Raw genomic sequence first — 16,302 nt, forward strand, 5'->3', positions numbered from 1 at the left:
GCCCCGGGCCAGCCGCCACAATGCCGGCTCCGCGCTGCGCCCTTCGGCCCGTCCGGCTGCCGCGCCTTATATCAGCGGCATCGGTCCCCGGCCGATGCCGGGCAGCCCGCCCGCCGACCGAGGTGCGGGTCAGCAGCCATGGTCACCCTCCCCTGGCCTCAGCCCGCCATGCCCAGCCGCGGCCCCTCGGGCAGCAGCGCCAGATGCGTCACATGCCGCTTGCCATGGGTGTCGGCGGTCAGCACGGCGGCGGTGTGGCGGTTGTCGTGCACCGTCGCCAGGCCGAAGCCATGCACCTGCAGCAGCAGGAAATGGTCCGTCACCCGCACCAGGTACCAGCCCCGCGGCAGCCCGTCCCGCACCAGCTTCAGCAGGGACACCCGCTTCTCCGGCAGCGGCACGGGGCAGAAGGGCACGCCGTAGCCCCGCAGCACCGCCAGCAGGTCCCGCCAATAGGCGGTGACCACCGGGCCGGAGGCCGGGTACCAGTCGGGCGCCGCCGCGCGCAGGGCGTCGCAGGCCTCCGCATAGGGGCGGCCGGCGGCCAGGGCGAGGGCGGCAGGCCCGCACCAGGGCGTCAGGCCGTCATTCTCGGCGGCCAGGGCAAGATGGCCTCGGCTGCCGGCCGGGCGGGCGGGGGCTGGGAGCATCGCGCATTCCTGGGATGGAGGGGCCGGTCGCTTGGCCTCTCACTATCGCGATGCATCACATTGTAGTCAATCTACGATTTGTGAAGTCCCTGCAGCGCAACAGCCGTCGCCGGATCGGCCGGCAGGAAGGCCTCCACCGCGAGCTCGGAGAGCGTCACATCCACCGGTGTCCCGAACACCGTGGTGGTGCTGAGGAAGCTCAGCACCCCGGCCGGCAGCGCCAGGCGCAGCGGCACCGCAATCGACTCCGCCGCCACCTCCGGCGGCTTCTCCCGCGGCGCGGGATAGCGGCGCAGCTCCTCCAGCAGCGCCGCCAGGGCGGGGTCGGCGGCAACCTCTACCTGTCGGCGCAGCCGCGCAAGCAGATGCGCCCGCCATTCCGCCAGGTTGACGATCCGCGGCGCCAGCCCCTCCGGGTGCAGCGAGAGCCGCAGCACGTTCACCGGCGGTGCCAGCAGGGCAGGGGAGCAGCCGGCGACCAGCCTGCCGACCATCGGGTTGGCCTCCACCATCTGCCATTGCCGGTCCACCGCCAGCGCCGGGTTCGGCATCTGCGCCGCCAGCACCTGCCGGATGGCGGCCAGTGCCGGGGCCAGGGCCGGGTCCTGCAGCGGCCGCTGCGGGAAGAGCGGCGCGAAGCCCGCCGCCAGCAGCAGCCGGTTGCGTTCCCTGAGCGGCAGCTCCAGCGGCTCCGCCAGCCGCAGCACCATCTCCCGGCTCGGCGCCGCCCGGCCGGTCTCCACATAGCTGAGATGCCGGGTGGAGACCTCCGCCTCCAGCGCCAGCGCCATCTGGCTCAGCCGCCGCCGCTGCCGCCATTGCCGCAGCAGCTCCCCCACCGTCTCGCCCGCCGCCTGCATGCCGCCGTCCCGCCCCTCCTGCCCCGTCCTGCCCGCCCTCCTACCCGCCGGCCCGGCGCCCGGACCATGACCTTGGAGGTCATGGCCGCCGCACCGTGATCCGCCCCGCCCTTTCCCCTTCGGCCCCAGCAAGGCTATAGCCCGCCCATGCTGGACCAGATCGAGGCCGCCGCCCCGCTCTATGTCGCCGATGCGGCTGCGCCGCGGCGGCGCGAGAAGGCCTTGGCCGACCTCGCCACCGGCTTCCGCCGCTGGCGCCTGCCCGCCGCCCTGGCGCGGCTCGACATCCGCAACCGCTACCGCGGCTCGGTCCTCGGCCCCTTCTGGCTGACGCTCTCCACCGCCGTCATGGTGGTCGGGCTCGGCATCCTCTACTCCTCCCTCTTCAAGCTGCCCCTGGCGGACTACCTGCCCTTCCTCGCGGTCAGCCTGATCGTCTGGAACATGATCTCGCAGATCGTGGCCGATGCCTGCACCAGCCTGACCAGCTCGGAGGGCATCATCCGCCAGCTCGCCCTGCCCTATTCGGTCCACATCCTGCGCTGCGTCATGCGCAACGCGCTGATCGCGGCGCACAGCCTGCCGCTCATCCTGCTGGTCTTCCTCGCCTGTGGCGTGCTGCCGGGGTGGGAGGCGCTGCTGGCCCTGCCCGGCCTCGCCCTGGTGGCGGTGAACGCCTTCGCCATCGCGCTCTTCCTCGGCATGGTCTGCGCCCGGTTCCGCGACATCGCGCCGATCGTCGGCTCCGCCATGCAGCTCGCCTTCTTCCTCTCCCCGGTGCTGTGGAAGCCGGAGCTGCTGGCGGAGCGCCAGGTCTGGCTGCCCTTCAACCCCTTCTACGTGGTGATGGAGACGGTGCGCGGCCCGCTGGTCGAAGGCGGCGCGGCGCCGCTGATCTGGCTTTCCGCCGGGCTCTACACCCTGCTCGCCTGCGTCGTCGCCTTCGCCTTCTTCGTCCGCTTCCGCGGGCGGATCGCTTTCTGGGTCTAGCCATCCGGTCGCCCGGGGGCGGAGCCGCAGGGCGCGAACCGGCCGGCAGGAGAAGTTCCGCCATGCCCTATATCGCCGCGCGCGATCTCACCATCGAGTTCCCGCTCTACCACCTCGGCGCTCGCTCGCTGAAGAAGCGCCTCCTGGCGCATTCGCCGCTGCGCCTGCGGCAGGACGAGGCCAACCGCGTCGTCGTCTCGGCACTCCGCGGCCTGGATTTCCGCATCGGGGCGGGAGAGCGGGTGGCGCTCATCGGCCGCAACGGCGCGGGCAAGACCACGCTGCTCCGGACCCTGGCCGGCGTCTATGAGCCGGTGGGCGGCCGGCTGGAGGTGCAGGGGCAGATCGGCGCCCTCATCGACCCCGCCGCCGGCATGGACCAGGAATCGACGGGGCGGGAGAACATCACCCTGCGCGGGCTGTTCCGCGGCATGGACGAGGCGGAGAGCGCCGCGCTGGCCGAGGAGATCGGCGCCTTCGCGGGCCTCGGCGAGTTCCTCGACGTGCCGGTGCGCAGCTATTCCGCCGGCATGCAGGTGCGGCTCTCCTTCGCCATCGCCACGGTGATGTCGCCGGAGGTGCTGCTGATGGACGAATGGTTCCTCGCCGGCGACGCCGAGTTCCGCGAGAAGGCGCGGGAGAAGCTGACCGGGCTGGTGGAGGATGCCGATATCCTCGTGCTGGCGACGCATGACATGGGCGTGGTACGGGAATGGTGCACCCGCGCCATCCTGCTGGACGCCGGACGCATCCTCGCCGACGGGCCGGTGGCGGAGGTGCTGGCGGCGGCCTGAGGGCCGCCCCGGCGGATGGCTCATACCGGCCGCAAAATGCCGACCGATGTCGGTCCACGGGCGCGCGGCCGGGATGTCCCTGATTCCGGCGCGCAGCCGCCACACCAACCCTGTGCGCCATACCCGGCTCGGAACGCCAGGACTTTCCGGGCCGGGTATCAGGCGACGACGCCAGGGGAGCCGAAGGCGATGACGCAATTCCGCCCGCGCCGCTTCGCCTCGTACAGGCAGTGATCCGCCCGCAGGATCAGCTTCTCCCCCGCCTCCTCCTCCCGGCCCGGCTCCGGCACGATGGAGGCGAGGCCGATGCTGATGGTCACCACCCCGACCCGCCCGCCAATGCCGGGATGCGGCACGGCCAGCGCCTCCACCGCCGCCCGCAGCGCCTCCGCCCGCGGCTCCGCCTTCTCCAGGGACAGCCCGGGCAGCAGCAGGATGAACTCCTCCCCGCCATAGCGCGCCGCCAGCTCCCCCGGCCGCGCCGCCGCCGCGCCGATCGCCGCTGCCACCCGCCGCAGGCAGGCATCGCCCCGCGGATGGCCGCAATGGTCGTTGTAGAGCTTGAAATGATCCACATCGATCAGCAGCACGGCCAGCGGCTGGCCGAGCGCCGCGCAGCGGCCCAGTTCCCGCGTGAGGCCGGCATCGAAGGCGCGGCGGTTGGCCAGGCCGGTCAGCGAATCCTCGGTGACGATGCGGGCGAGCTCCACCTCCAGCCGCTTGCGCTCCGTCACGTCCCGCGCGATGGCGACGATGCCGTCCAGCGCCCCCGTCACCGGGTCCCGCACCGTCCGTATCGTGGCCTCCAGCCAGACCCAGCTGCCGTCCCGGCGGCGGAGGCGATAGGCCGCCGTCGCCGTCTCCTGCTCCCCGGCATAGACCGGGCCGACGGTGTCCAGCATCTGCTGCCTGTCGTCCGGATGGGTGAGGTCGCGCGGCGCCCGGCCGGTCAGCTCCTCCGGCTCGTAGCCCAGGATGCGGCGGCAGGCGGGGGAGACGTAACGGCGGATGCGGTCCGGCCCGATGCGGGAGACCAGGTCGCCGCCATGCTCCATCAGCAGCCGAAATTCATCGCTGCTGCGCCGCGCCTCCTGCTCCGCCGCGCGGCGCCGCACCACCTCCCGCTGCAGCAGCAGGATGGGGGGGAGAAGGATGAGGAACAGCCCCGCCGTCGTCAGCCCCATGGCGATGGCGTGGGGGCGCCATGCCGCCTCGATATCGGCGGCGCTGCGCGTCACGCTCAGCAGCAGCGGCCAGTCGCCGGCCCGGGCATGGGCGCGCAGGCCGCCCTCCGGGGCGGGCGCGACGAAGGCGCCCTGGGGCTGCCCGGCCGCCTCGCGGAACAGCCCGGCGATCCCCGCCTCCGGTTCCGGCGGGCCCGCCTGGCCGGCGCCGAGCAGCCGGATGCCGTCCCGGCGGTGGAGGCCGAGGGCGTAGTCGCCCCCGGCGGCCTGCAGCGCCGCCTCGAGACGCTGGCGGAGCGCGCCGAGGTCCAGCAGCCCGACCACCGCCCCGGCAAAGCGGCCATCGGCGCCGGACAGGGCGCGGCCGAGCGCCACCACCTCCCGCCCCCCCGGGCCCGGCAGCGGCGGGCTGATCCACAGCCCCTCCCAGGGCCGGCTGCAGGGCGGCGGCAGGTAGCCGGCCGCCGTCCCGCCCGGCGGCAGCCCGGCGGGCTCGCGCGAGGCGAGGCGGATGGCGCCCTCCGCATCCAGCAGCAGCACCAGCCGCACATCCTCCAGCGCCATGGCCTGATCGAACAGCAGGGCGCGCCGCAGGGCGGGCGGCAGGGCGCCGGTCCCCGGCGCGGCCTGCCGCGCCGCGGCCAGGCGCAGGGCCCGGTCGAGCCCGGTGACGGCGTGCTCGACCTCCTGGCCGAGCAGCAGGCTGAGCTGCCGCGCCGAATCCGTCGCCCGGTGCCAGAGGTCGCGGCGGTCCGCGAAGAGGTCGGCCGCCAGCAGCAGGGTGAGCAGCGCCGCCAGACCCAGGCAGAGCAGCAGCAGCCGGAAGTTCCGCCCCGCCGCTTCCGGCAGGGCCGCCGGCGCCCCGGGCCCCGCCTCCTGTCTTGCCGCGCTGCCGGATCTGCCGGGATCTCCGCGGGTCGGCATGGCGTTCTGCGCGGCTCTGCTCGTCATGTGTCCCAGGATCGGCCGCATTCCCAGGATCGCCTCTTAAGCGTGTTGCCCAGGTCTTGTCTCGCGGAATCCGGCAAGCCGGGCGCATCTCATTTCGGAGCGGGCCGGAACGCCATCGCCAGGGCGCAGGCGCTGGAGCAGCCGCCGCCCTGATGGATCACGCCGTGATCCATCAGGTCGGAGACAAACTGCTCCAGATCTTGTGTTTCCGAAGCCAGGCCTCCGATCAGGTGGATTCCACCTGATCGGATATTGCTCAGGTCCCGAAGCGCCCGGGCGCCGGGCCTCAGCCTGCCGGCAGCACCCGCTGCGGGTCCAGCCAGGTGGCGAACCAGGTGAGGCCGAAATGCAGATGCGGCCCGGTCACCCGCCCGGTCGCGCCGGAGAGGCCGACCGGCTCCCCCGCCGCCACCCGCTGCCCGGGCGCCAGGTCCAGCCGCGACATATGGGCGTAGAGCGTCTGCACCCCGTGCCCGTGGTCGAGGATGGTGGTGAGGCCGGTGAAGTAGAGCTCCTCGGCCAGCAACACCTCCCCGGCCGCGGCGGCGTGGAGCACCGTGCCGGCCGGCACCGCGATGTCGAGGCCGAGATGCGGCGCCCGCGGCTCCCCGTTCAGGATGCGCTGGCTGCCATAGACGCCGCTGATCCGGCCCTGGGCGGGCCAGCGGAAGCCGGCGGCGAACCAGGGCGTGGCGCTGTCCGTCCGGCGCAGGGCGGCCAGCGTCTCGCGCTCCCGCACGATGCGCTCCATGGTCTCGGGCGGCGGCGTCACCATGGCGCCGGGCAGGCCCTGCAGCCGCTGGATGTTCCATGGACGGCGGGCGACGGCCAGGCGCTGCCGGGCGGGGCGGCCGCCGGGCGGCGTCACGCTCAGCATGGCGTGCGGGCCATGGTCGCGGCCGAAGCCGAAGACGAATTCGCCGCGCGGGCCGATGCGCAGCGGCTTTCCCTCCAGCGCCAGGGCGGTGCCCGGCGGCACCCGGCCGGTGACGAAGCCGCCCTGGGCCAGCGCCGCGGCGGGCAGGGAAAGCGCGGCCGCGGCCGGGCGGGCCAGGGCGAGCGCCGGCAGGGCCAGCAGCGCGCGGCGGATCACAGCAGCGCCCCCTGTTCCGGCGCGTCCTTCTTCCGGCGCGCGGGTTTGGGTGCGGCCACGCCATCGGCCGTCGCCCCCACCGCGCCATCGGCGAAGACGATGTTCAGCCGTGCGCCCGGTGCCACGGCGGCGGCGTTCGGCAGCGGCGTCCCATCGGCGTCCTGCACCAGGGCGAAGCCCCGCGCCAGCACCGCCTGGTAGGAGACGCTGGCGAGCCGGGCGGACAGCCCCTCCAGCCGCGCCCGCTTCTCCCGCAGCAGGGCCAGCACCGGCGTCGCGGAGAAGCGCGCCAGCGCCGGCGCCGCCTGCCGCCGCGCCAGGCCGCGCTGCCAGGCGGCGTGCTTCCGCGCCGCCAGCAGGGAGAGCGCCGCCCGCTTCGCCGCCACCTGTTCCCGCGGATGCGGCAGGCGCTGGGCGACGCGGTGCAGCGCGGCGCGCTTGCGCTCCAGCATCACCGGCCAGCAGGCGGCCAGCCGCTCCGCCCGGTCCTCCAGCCGCTGCCGCAGCCTGCCGAGGATGCCGGGCAGGTCCGGCAGGCCACGTTCCGCCACGATCAGCCGCCGGCGGGCGCGCTCCGTCACGGCGCGGCCGGCCTGGCGCAGCCGCGCCTCCTTCTGCGCCAGGTCCGCCAGCAGGTCGGCCCGCGCCGGGATGGCCATTTCCGCAGCGGCCGTCGGCGTCGGGGCGCGACGATCGGCGGCGAAGTCGATCAGCGTGGTGTCCGTCTCATGCCCCACGGCGCTGATGAGGGGGATCGGGCTCTCCGCCGCGGCGCGGACCACGATCTCCTCGTTGAAGGCCATGAGGTCCTCGAGGCTGCCGCCGCCGCGCGCAACGATCAGCACATCCGGCCGCGGCACGGGACCGCCCGGTGGCAGGGCGCCGAAGCCGCGGATGGCGGCCGCCACCTGCTCCGCCGCCGCCGCCCCCTGCACCTGCACCGGCCAGAGGATGATCCGCCGCGGGAAGCGCCGGGCGATGGTGGTGCGGATGTCCTGGATCACCGCGCCGCGCTCGCTGCTCACCACGCCGATGATGCGCGGCAGCAAGGGCAGGGGGCGCTTGCGCTCCGGCGCGAACAGCCCCTCCGCCAGCAGCTTCGCCCGGAGCGCCTCGATCCGCGCCAGCAGCGCGCCGGCCCCGGCATATTCCAGCCGGTCGATGACGAGCTGATATTTGGAACGATCCGCATAGGTGGTGATGCGGCCGGTGGCGATCACCTCCACCCCGTTCTCCGGCTGCAGGGAGAGACGGGGGACGGAGGTCTTCCAGATCACCGCTTCCAGCTTGGCGTTCTCATCCTTCAGGGAGAGATAGACATGGCCGGAGGGGTAGCGCTTGCACTCGGTGATCTCGCCGCGGATGCGGACGCGGCCGAAGGCGCCCTCCAGCGTGCGGCGGATGGCGCCGGCGATTTCGGAGACGGCGAATTCGGGAATGTTCGCGCGGGGCGGGGTGGTGTCCATGGGCGGAGTATATGCTAGCCCGGCCGGGTGTTGAGGGAGGGCGCTGCCCTCCCCCAAACCCCCACCCGCCAAGGGCCGAAAGGCCCTTGGAACCCTTGAGTCTGCGGGTTGGACCTGCGAAGCCCGAACTCATGGTTTCCAAAGGCCCTTCGGCCTTTGGCGGGGGAGAGCCCGAGAGGGGGCAGCGCCCCCTCTCGGCACACGGGAAGTGACGATGAAGGTTCTGGTAGTCGGCGGCGGTGGCCGCGAGCATGCGTTGTGCTGGGCCCTGGCGGCCTCGCCCCTGCTGACGAAGCTTTGGTGCGCCCCCGGCAATGCCGGCATTGCCGAGGTGGCGGAATGCGTCGCCATCGGCGCCGAGGACATCGCCGCGCTGATCGCCTTCGCCAAGGACAATGCCGTGGACCTGGTGGTGGCGGGGCCCGAGGCGCCGCTGACGCTTGGCCTCGCCGATGCCTGCGCCGCCGCCGGCCTCAAATGCTTCGGCCCCAGCCAGGCGGCGGCGCGGCTGGAGGGCAGCAAGGCCTTCACCCGCGAGGTGGCGGATGCCGCCGACGCCCCCGGCGCGCGCTGGGCCCGCTTCACCGAGGCCGAGGCCGCCCGCGCCTATGTCCGCGCCCAGGGCGCCCCCATCGTGGTGAAGGCGGATGGCCTCGCCGCCGGCAAGGGCGTGGTGGTGGCGGCGACGGTGGCGGAGGCCGAGGCGGCCATCGCCGACATCATGGAATCCCGCATCCATGGCGCGGCCGGCGCGACCGTGCTGATCGAGGAATGCCTGATCGGCCAGGAAGTCTCCTTCTTCGCCCTCTGCGACGGGGTGACGGCGCTGCCCCTCGGCGCCGCGCAGGACCACAAGCGGGTGGGGGATGGCGATACCGGCCCGAACACCGGCGGCATGGGTGCCTATTCCCCGCCGCCGGTCTTCACCGATGCCCTGCGCGACGAGGTGATGGCCCGCATCGTCCAGCCGGTGCTGGCGGAGATGGCGCGGCGCGGCACCCCCTTCCGCGGCGTGCTCTTCGCCGGGCTGATGATCACGGCGGATGGCCCGAAGCTGATCGAGTTCAATGTCCGCTTCGGCGACCCGGAATGCCAGGCGCTGATGGTGCGGCTGAAATCGGATTTGCTCTCCGCGCTGCTGGCGGCCTGCGATGGCGAGCTGGCGCGCTTCGACCTGCGCTGGGATGCGCGGCCGAGCCTCACCGTGGTGATGGCGGCGCGCGGCTATCCCGGCGCCTATGCCAAGGGCACCGAGATCCGCGGGCTGGACCGCGCGGCGGCGGTGGAGGGCGTGCAGGTGTTCCACGCCGGAACGACGCGCCGCGCGGATGGCGCGGTGGTGGCGAATGGCGGCCGCGTGCTCGGCATCACCGCCATCGCGGAGACGCTGCAGGCGGCGCGGGACGCCGCCTACCGGGCGGTGGACGCCATCGACTGGCCGGAAGGCTTCTGCCGGCGGGACATCGCGCACCGCGCGCTCTGATCTCCCCACGACGTTGCTGCGCACCGCCGCGGGGGCCCCGGAGGCGCCTGCTGCCCGATGCTTCGCACAGCCTGTCGCGGCAAAGCCGCGCCAGGGCACCAGGCGGCGCGAGGTCCAGCGAGCGCGCCTGGCAGTCTACCGAAAAGCCCGCCTTCTCCGCTGCAACCTTGACTCGTCTCGCGCCGCAGAGGCGCGCGGCACGCCGCCTGCCGATTCCCTTCGGCCTCGGTTGCGGCGGTGACGGCGCTTCTCAGCAGCCTGCTAGAACTGCGCCGCCAGGGTGAAGCGCACCGCCAGCGGCTCCGCCGGGTGGAAATGCCGGTCCGCCACGCCCTCCGCCGGCTCGCCGGGCAGGCGGGAAGCGTACCAGTAATCGATCTGGCTGGCCTTGCTGTCGAACAGGTTGAACACATCCAGCACCGCCTGCACGCCGTTCTCGAAGCGGTAGCCCGCCCGCGCATTCACCAGCGCGGTGTCGCGGGAGCGGGCGGTGTTCTCCTCGTTCAGCGGCCGCGCGCCGAACCAGCGCAGGCGCAGCGCGCCGAACCAGCCGAGGCCCTCATCCACCGTCACCCCGGCGCTGGCGACGAAGTTCGGCGCGCCCGGCACATGCCGCCCTAGTCCTGGCGCATCGGTGAAGCGGGCGCGGGTCACGGCGATGTCGGCCTCCAGCCCCAGCCAGGGCAGTGGGCGCCAGTCATTGCTCCACTCCACCCCGATCCGCCGGCTGGGCCGCCCGGCTTCCGTGGTGCCGGCATCGCCGACGAAGAGGATCTCCGAGCCCAGGGTCAGCACGAAGACCGCCAGCCGCGTCTCCAGCCCGGGGATGGCCCGGCTCGCCACGCCGATCTCCGCCCCCTTGGCCCGCACCAGCAGCGGCACGCGGGAAAGCGGCGTCAGCCGGTCCGTCGGGTCCACCCGGATGGTGGCGCCGCGCAAATCGTTGCTGTGGAAGCCCATGCCGGCGTTCAGGAAGAATTCCGTGTCCCACCAGGGGCCGAGCACCAGCCCGCCCTTCGGGCTGAAGATCCATTCCCCCGCGCTGCCGGAATTCTCTGCCGCATCGCTGCGCACGCGCCCGCCCATCCAGTCGCCGCGCAGCCCAGCCGTGGCGCGCAGCCAGGGCGTCGGCCGCACCGTGGTCTCGGCGAACAGCCCGAGGCTCTGTTGGCTGACATGATCCTCCCGCACCGGCGCCAGCAGGGCGCGGGCGGCGCTGCGGAAGAGGCCGAGGCGAATGTCGTCGAACCGCGCCTGCAGGCCGAAGCGCGTCTCCGCCGCCCGGCCGAAGGCCTGCCAGGGCAGGCGATGCGCCAGCTCCCCGCCCCAGACCCAGCGGCGGTCGCGCTGGTTGAACTGGTCGCCATCCGCCGGGTCGTCGAGGAAATAGGTGAAATTGTTGTAGAGCGACAGGGTGGAGCGGATGGCATAGGCGCTCACGCTCGTCGTGCCGTACTCGCCCGTGCTGGCCCAGCTTCCGGAGAGGCTGAAGCGCTCCGCCTTGCCGCCATCGCTCGGGTCCAGCGTGCCGAAGCGGGAGATGAGGCCCGCGGAGACGGCGCGGGCCGGCACCTGGTCCGTGGACCGCCAGCGGCCGGAATGGGCCATGCCGGTCAGGCTGAACCCCTCCTCCGCGCTGCCCTGGACGAAACGCAGCAGCCCGTTGAAGCGCGCCAGCGCATCGCCGCGGCACCAGGGGCCGTCATAGGCGGTGGCGTCCACCGCCCCGGTCAGCATGCCGGCGCCGAGCGGCGTGGAGCCGGCGGCAAGGCCCCGCCAGTAGCCGAAGCTGCCCACCGTCGCCTGCACCAGGGCGCGGTCCAGGCTCTCCACCAGGCCGAGGTTCAGCACTCCCGCAGTGGCGAAATCCCCCGCATCGGCGAAGTAGGGGCCCTTCCGCACCCGCATCCCGCCCAGCAGCTCCGGGATGAGGAAGTTCAGATCCGCATAGCCCTGGCCATGGCCATGGGTGCGCATGTTCACCGGCATGCCATCCACGGTGATGGCGAGGTCGGTGCCGTGGTCCAGGTTGAAGCCGCGGAGGAAATACTGGTTCGCCTTTCCCTCCCCGCTGTGCTGGGTGACGATGAGGCCGGGCGTCGCCTCCAGCACCTCGCCGATCCGGGCGATGGGGCGGGCCGCCAGCTCCTCCCGCGTCAGCTCCCGCTCGCTGGCCGCGGCGGGCGGCTGGGCGGGGGCGGAGACCTCGATCGGCGGCAGGGTGGCGGTCTGGGCCAGGGCCTGGGCGGAGACAATTGCCAGCAGCCCGGCCCAGCCAATTCCACGCATGCCCGATCCTCATACGATTTCTCGAATAGATCACACGCGCATTGCGGCGGTGCAATCCCCCGGGCAGGATGGCGGGGCGGGCAGGGGGCAGGCATGGAACGCATCACCATCACCATCGAGGAGGAGCTGCTGGCGACGGTGGATGCGCTGGTGGCGCGGCATGGCTATGCCAGCCGGTCGGAGGCGATGCGCGACCTGCTGCGCCAGGCGGCGGCGCGGGAGGCGGCGCCGGAGACGCCCTGCATCGCCACGCTGAGCTATGTGTACGACCACGGCGTGCGGGATCTGCCGCGGCGCCTGGCCCAGGCGCAGCACGCGCATCACGACCTCAGCATCGCCAGCCTGCACGTGCATCTGGACCACGCGGCCTGCCTGGAGGTGGCGGTACTGCGCGGCGCCTCCGGCGCGGTGCGGCGCTTCGCGGATGAGATGACGAGCCAGCGCGGCGTGCGGCATCACGCGCTGCACCTGGTGCCGGCGCGGGTGGAGGAGGCGCGGCACGACCATGGCGCGGGCGCACACCGCCACATGCATATCTCGGCTTGACCCGGCCGCGGCGGGGCGGCGACAGGCGCCATCCTAGAGGACGGCCTAGAGCATCTTCACGCGTTCAGATGATTCCATCTGAACGCGATCTGCTCCAGTGTCCGGGCACGCCCTGCGCGCTCGACTCCGTCGAACGCACCCCAAGCCAGCCCCATGGCCCTCGCCAATTGCCGCCTTCGCCCACACCCCGCGAAGCAAGCTTCGCGGGGAACCCGTGGGTGTCGAAGGCGCTTGGAAGGCACCTCCGCCCTAGGCCGGAGGGCGCCGCCCCATCACTACCCGATCACCCGGTCCTTGTAGCTCTGCTTCAGCTCCGCCTTCCACAGCTTGCCGGTCGCGGTATGCGGCAGGCTCTCCACGAACTCCACCGCGTCCGGGATCCACCACTTCGCCACCTTGCCCTCGTAGAAGGCCAGGATCTCCTCGGCGCTCGGCGTCATGCCCGGCTTCGGCTGCACCAGCAGCAGCGGCCGCTCATCCCATTTGCGGTGGCGCACCGGGATCACCGCCGCCTCCGCCACCGCCGGATGCCCCATGATGAGGTTCTCCAGCGTGATGGAGCTGATCCACTCCCCGCCGGACTTGATCACGTCCTTGGCGCGGTCGACGATCTCCATGCAGCCCAGCGCATCCACCGTCACCACATCGCCGGTGCGGAACCAGCCATCCGCGGTATGCGCCGGGTCGCCTGGCCGGTTGAAATAGGCGCTCGCCACCCAGGGGCCACGCACCTCCAGCTCGCCGAAGGCGACGCCGTCATGCGGGATCTCCCGGCCCTCGCCGTCCCGCACCCGGATCTCCACGCCGAACAGCGCCCGCCCCTGCTTCCGCGAATAGTCGAGGAAGCGGTCCGCATCCCACGCCGCATTCTCCGGCTTCCGCGCATTGGTGGTGCCGAGCGGGCTGGTCTCCGTCATCCCCCAGGCATGCAGGATCTCGACGCCGTATTCCTTCAGGAAGCCGGCATTGATCGCGGTCGGCAGCGCCGTGCCGCCCACCACCAGCCGCGGCGGCCGCGCGAAGCGGCGGGACGGATCGGCCCGCAGCCATTGCAGCAGCGCGGTCCAGATGGTCGGCACGCCGGCGGAGAAGGTCACGCCCTCCGCCTCGAACAGCCGGAAGAGGCTCGCCGGGTCCAGCTTCATCCCCGGCAGCACCAGGGAGGCCCCGGCGACGGCGGCGGAATAGGGGATGCCCCAGCCATTCACATGGAACATCGGCACCACCGGCATCACCACATCGGTCGCGCCGATGTTGAAGCAGTCCCGCTGCAGCGTGCTGATGGCATGCAGCACGGTGGAGCGGTGGGAGTAGAGCACCCCCTTCGGCTCTCCCGTGGTGCCGGAGGTGTAGCAGAGCGAGGACGCCGACCGCTCGTCCAGATCCGGCCAGGGGAAGCTGTCCGGCTCGCCGGCGATCAGCTCCTCCTGGCTCAGCACCTCGAAGCGGCCGCGCAGCTTGCATTCGGCGGGGATGTCGCCGGCATCCCCCATGATGACGATGGTCTTCAGGCTCGCCGGCAGCCTGTCCGCCAGCGCTTCCGCCCCCGCCACCAGGGTGGGATCGACGAAGAGGTGCGTATCCGCCGCATCCGCCAGGATGTAGCCGATCTGCCCGGGGAAGAGCCGCGGATTGACCGTGTGCAGCACGGCGCCCATGCCGGAGACGCCGTAATAGCATTCCAGGTGGTGGTGCCCGTTCCAGGCGAGCGTCGCGATGCGCTCCCCCCGCTGCACGCCGCGCTTGGCCAGCGCATGGGCCAGCCGGGCGGCGCGGGCGGCGATCTGCGGCCAGCTATGCCGGTCCAGGCTGCCATCCGCCCGGGCGGAGACGATCTTCGACCCGCCATGGTTGCGCGCCGCATGCTCCAGCAGGGCGGAAATCAGCAGCGGGCGGTCCTGCATCAGCCCCAGCATCTCGGTCGTCTCCCCGTCGTCTCGCCCGTGGCGGGCGTTGCGACTCACTATCGGGGTTGGACGCACGCCACGGCAAGGGCAGGCCGGCCGCCGGGCAGCACGCCCCCCGCCGCCCGTTGCCCTGGCGCGGCTTTGCCGCGCCAGGCTGTGCGACGCCTGGAGAGAACGGCGGCCCCCGGGGCCCCCGCGGCGTTGCGCAGCAACGTCGCGGGGAATTATGCCTCCTCCGCCAGCCTTGCCATGGCCTCGCGATAGGTGGCGTCGAACAGCGCCTCCAGCCCCGGATTGCAGCCGCGCAGCCCCACCGCCACGCGCCCCGCCCAGCCGACATACTCGACGCGCCGCGCATGCTCCCAGGCCCGCGGCGGGCTGGCGATCATGGCCCGCAGGTTGGAGATCTTGTCCGCCAGCTTGAGCTGCTTCGCCGATGCGGAGGCCTGCGGCGCGTGCTTCACCTGCAGCGCCTTGCGCACCTCCTTCGGCAGGCTCTTGTCGTCGGTGACCTCGGCGACGATCGCGGCCACCGCCTCGCCGAATTCGGCGGCCAGCGCCGCCAGCGTCACCGGCTCCGGGTCGTCGCTGCTGTCCTCCACCGTGTCGTGCAGCAGGCCGGCGATCACCGCCACCTCCGGCGCGCCATGCTCGGCCAGCAGCGCCGCCACCTCCAGCACATGGTTCACATAGGGCTCCGCCGCCGCGCCCTTGCGGGTGTGGGTGGCGTGGACCCGGGCGGCGAAGATGGCGGCGCGCAGCACGGCGGCGAGCGGCGGGTGGGGCGTTTCCATGCGGCGCGCATTCTCCCTGGCGTAGGGTCCGTGGGGAAGGGGCGGCAGGCCGAACCAGCAGACTCACACCGGGGTCCGGGGAGGGTCCTCCCCTCCCCCGCTGGGGTTGGCGGCGCTGCCGCCAACGGGGGCAGCCCCCCCCGCGGGCCACCCCGCCCATCCGGGCAATGGCACCCCCCTCGCCAGCGCCGCATCTGCTACCCAGATAGGGAGCCGCACCATGCAAGAGCTCACCCCCTTCGCCGCCCTCTCCCGCCAGCTCGCCGCCTTCACCGCCGCGGCCGCCGCCCGCTGCTGCCTGGTGCATGGCCGGGATGGCCGCGCCCGCTCCGGCCTCCTCTGGGCCGAGGGCCAGGTGGTGACGGCGGAGGAGGCGCTGGAGCGCGACGACGACCTGGCCGTCACCCTGCCGGATGGCCGCCAGATCCCCGCCAGCCTCGCCGGCCGCGACCCTGGCACCGACCTCGCCCTGCTGCGCGCCGAGACCGGCCGCCCGGCCCCGCTGGACCTCGCCCCGGCGGAGGGGCTGGAGCCCGGCCACCTCGTCCTTGCCGTCGGCCGCGGCGAATACGGCCCGGTCGCCGCCCAGGCCATGGTCGCGGAACTCGGCGGCCCCTGGCGCTCGCTGCGCGGCGGCCGGCTGGAACGCCGCATCCGTCTCGACCTGAAGCTCGACCCCATGGCCGAGGGCGGCGCGGTGCTGGACCATGAGGGGCGGCTGCTCGGCATGGCCGTTCCCGGCCCCCGCCGCCGCGCCCTGGTGGTGCCGGTGGAGACCGTCAGCCGCGTTGCCGCCCTGCTGGCAGCGGAGGGTCGCATCCCGCGCGGCTATCTCGGCCTTGCCCTGCAGCCGGTGCGGCTGGAGGAAGCGCCCGGCCGCGGCCTGATCACCGTCGGCGTCGATCCCCGCAGCCCGGCCGGGGAGGCGGGGATCCTGCTCGGCGACGTGCTGCTCGCCTGGGACGGCGCCCCCCTCGCTTCGGTGCGGGAGATGCTGGCGCGGCTGGACCCGGAGAGCGTCGGCCGCACCGTGGTGCTGGACCTGCTGCGCGGTGGGCAGAAGCGCCAGGCGCGCGTCACCATCCGGGCGAGGGCCGCGGCATGATCGCGACGCTGGACCGGCCGAGGACCGCGCCGCGCCACCCGGCCGCCCCGCTGCTGGTGGCGCTGGACCCGCCGGACCCCGCGCTGGCGGACCGCCTCGCCGGCCAGCCCGGGCTGCGGTTGGTGGAGCCCGAGGCGGCAGCCACCGCCGATGTGGTGCTGGCCGAGGCCGGCAGCCCCGGCGCGCCGCC

General features: G+C 73.3%; 14 protein-coding genes. 6 read left to right on the top strand and 8 right to left on the bottom strand.

All coding sequences use genetic code 11. The features are described 5' to 3' along the window. Window positions 1–158 precede the first annotated feature (158 nt). On the bottom strand, window positions 159–650 hold the full coding sequence (locus NJ376_RS21575) for a hypothetical protein (RefSeq protein ID WP_252955353.1): 492 nt from the start codon (window positions 648–650) through the stop codon (window positions 159–161). Window positions 651–721: 71 nt separating this feature from the next. Further along, on the bottom strand, window positions 722–1,510 hold the full coding sequence (locus tag NJ376_RS21580; protein ID WP_252955354.1) for an MmyB family transcriptional regulator: 789 nt from the start codon (window positions 1,508–1,510) through the stop codon (window positions 722–724). Between the two features lie 147 nt (window positions 1,511–1,657). Here NJ376_RS21580 and NJ376_RS21585 point away from each other — a divergent pair, with 147 nt between their 5' ends. Both NJ376_RS21585 and NJ376_RS21590 read left to right on the top strand, forming a co-directional pair. After that, a complete protein-coding gene (locus tag NJ376_RS21585; RefSeq protein ID WP_252955355.1) occupies window positions 1,658–2,500 on the top strand; it encodes an ABC transporter permease in 843 nt (280 codons plus the stop codon). A gap of 62 nt (window positions 2,501–2,562) precedes the next feature. Continuing rightward, window positions 2,563–3,294 (top strand): ABC transporter ATP-binding protein, encoded by a 732-nt coding sequence (locus NJ376_RS21590; RefSeq protein WP_252955356.1) that lies wholly within the window; start codon window positions 2,563–2,565, stop codon window positions 3,292–3,294. Window positions 3,295–3,452: 158 nt separating this feature from the next. Here the strand turns inward: NJ376_RS21590 and NJ376_RS21595 are convergent, their stop codons facing one another. The 3 genes from NJ376_RS21595 to xseA all read right to left on the bottom strand — a co-directional run bounded on the left by NJ376_RS21595 (window position 3,453) and on the right by xseA (window position 7,988). Then, complete coding sequence (locus NJ376_RS21595) at window positions 3,453–5,402, bottom strand: sensor domain-containing diguanylate cyclase (RefSeq protein ID WP_252955357.1); 1,950 nt, start codon at window positions 5,400–5,402, stop codon at window positions 3,453–3,455. A 313-nt stretch (window positions 5,403–5,715) separates the two neighbouring features. Beyond that, window positions 5,716–6,522: a M23 family metallopeptidase gene (locus NJ376_RS21600; RefSeq protein WP_252955358.1), complete on the bottom strand. Its 807-nt coding sequence runs from the start codon at window positions 6,520–6,522 to the stop codon at window positions 5,716–5,718. After that, window positions 6,519–7,988: an exodeoxyribonuclease VII large subunit gene (gene xseA / locus NJ376_RS21605; protein ID WP_252955359.1), complete on the bottom strand. Its 1,470-nt coding sequence runs from the start codon at window positions 7,986–7,988 to the stop codon at window positions 6,519–6,521. Before xseA ends, NJ376_RS21600 begins: the two co-directional genes overlap by 4 nt. A 214-nt stretch (window positions 7,989–8,202) precedes the next feature. Between xseA and purD the strand changes: the two genes are divergently transcribed. Further along, the gene (gene purD, locus NJ376_RS21610; protein WP_252955360.1) at window positions 8,203–9,471 is read left to right on the top strand and encodes a phosphoribosylamine--glycine ligase; all 1,269 of its coding nucleotides are present in this window, start codon (window positions 8,203–8,205) and stop codon (window positions 9,469–9,471) included. Between the two features lie 261 nt (window positions 9,472–9,732). On the opposite strand, the gene NJ376_RS21615 is transcribed toward purD, so the two are convergent. Beyond that, window positions 9,733–11,760, bottom strand: a complete 2,028-nt coding sequence (locus NJ376_RS21615; RefSeq protein WP_252955361.1) for a TonB-dependent receptor — start codon at window positions 11,758–11,760, stop codon at window positions 9,733–9,735. A gap of 93 nt (window positions 11,761–11,853) precedes the next feature. Between NJ376_RS21615 and nikR the strand changes: the two genes are divergently transcribed. Next, window positions 11,854–12,306 (top strand): nickel-responsive transcriptional regulator NikR, encoded by a 453-nt coding sequence (gene nikR, locus NJ376_RS21620; protein ID WP_252955362.1) that lies wholly within the window; start codon window positions 11,854–11,856, stop codon window positions 12,304–12,306. Between the two features lie 275 nt (window positions 12,307–12,581). On the opposite strand, the gene NJ376_RS21625 is transcribed toward nikR, so the two are convergent. Both NJ376_RS21625 and NJ376_RS21630 read right to left on the bottom strand, forming a co-directional pair. Further along, window positions 12,582–14,222, bottom strand: coding sequence for a long-chain-fatty-acid--CoA ligase (locus tag NJ376_RS21625; protein ID WP_252955363.1), 1,641 nt, complete (start codon window positions 14,220–14,222; stop codon window positions 12,582–12,584). 215 nt (window positions 14,223–14,437) lie between these two features. Further along, on the bottom strand, window positions 14,438–15,007 hold the full coding sequence (locus tag NJ376_RS21630) for an HD domain-containing protein (protein WP_252955364.1): 570 nt from the start codon (window positions 15,005–15,007) through the stop codon (window positions 14,438–14,440). A 220-nt stretch (window positions 15,008–15,227) separates the two neighbouring features. Here NJ376_RS21630 and NJ376_RS21635 point away from each other — a divergent pair, with 220 nt between their 5' ends. Both NJ376_RS21635 and NJ376_RS21640 read left to right on the top strand, forming a co-directional pair. Further along, window positions 15,228–16,112 carry a S1C family serine protease gene (locus tag NJ376_RS21635; protein ID WP_252955365.1) on the top strand — a complete coding sequence of 295 codons (885 nt, stop codon included), beginning with the start codon at window positions 15,228–15,230 and terminating at the stop codon, window positions 16,110–16,112. Further along, window positions 16,109–16,302 (top strand): hypothetical protein (locus NJ376_RS21640; RefSeq protein ID WP_252955366.1); only part of this gene is annotated, 194 nt, incomplete at its 3' end. The genes NJ376_RS21635 and NJ376_RS21640, both read left to right, overlap by 4 nt.

Origin of the sequence: Siccirubricoccus soli (assembly GCF_024178315.1) — a bacterium.
Classification (GTDB): domain Bacteria; phylum Pseudomonadota; class Alphaproteobacteria; order Acetobacterales; family Acetobacteraceae; genus Siccirubricoccus; species Siccirubricoccus soli.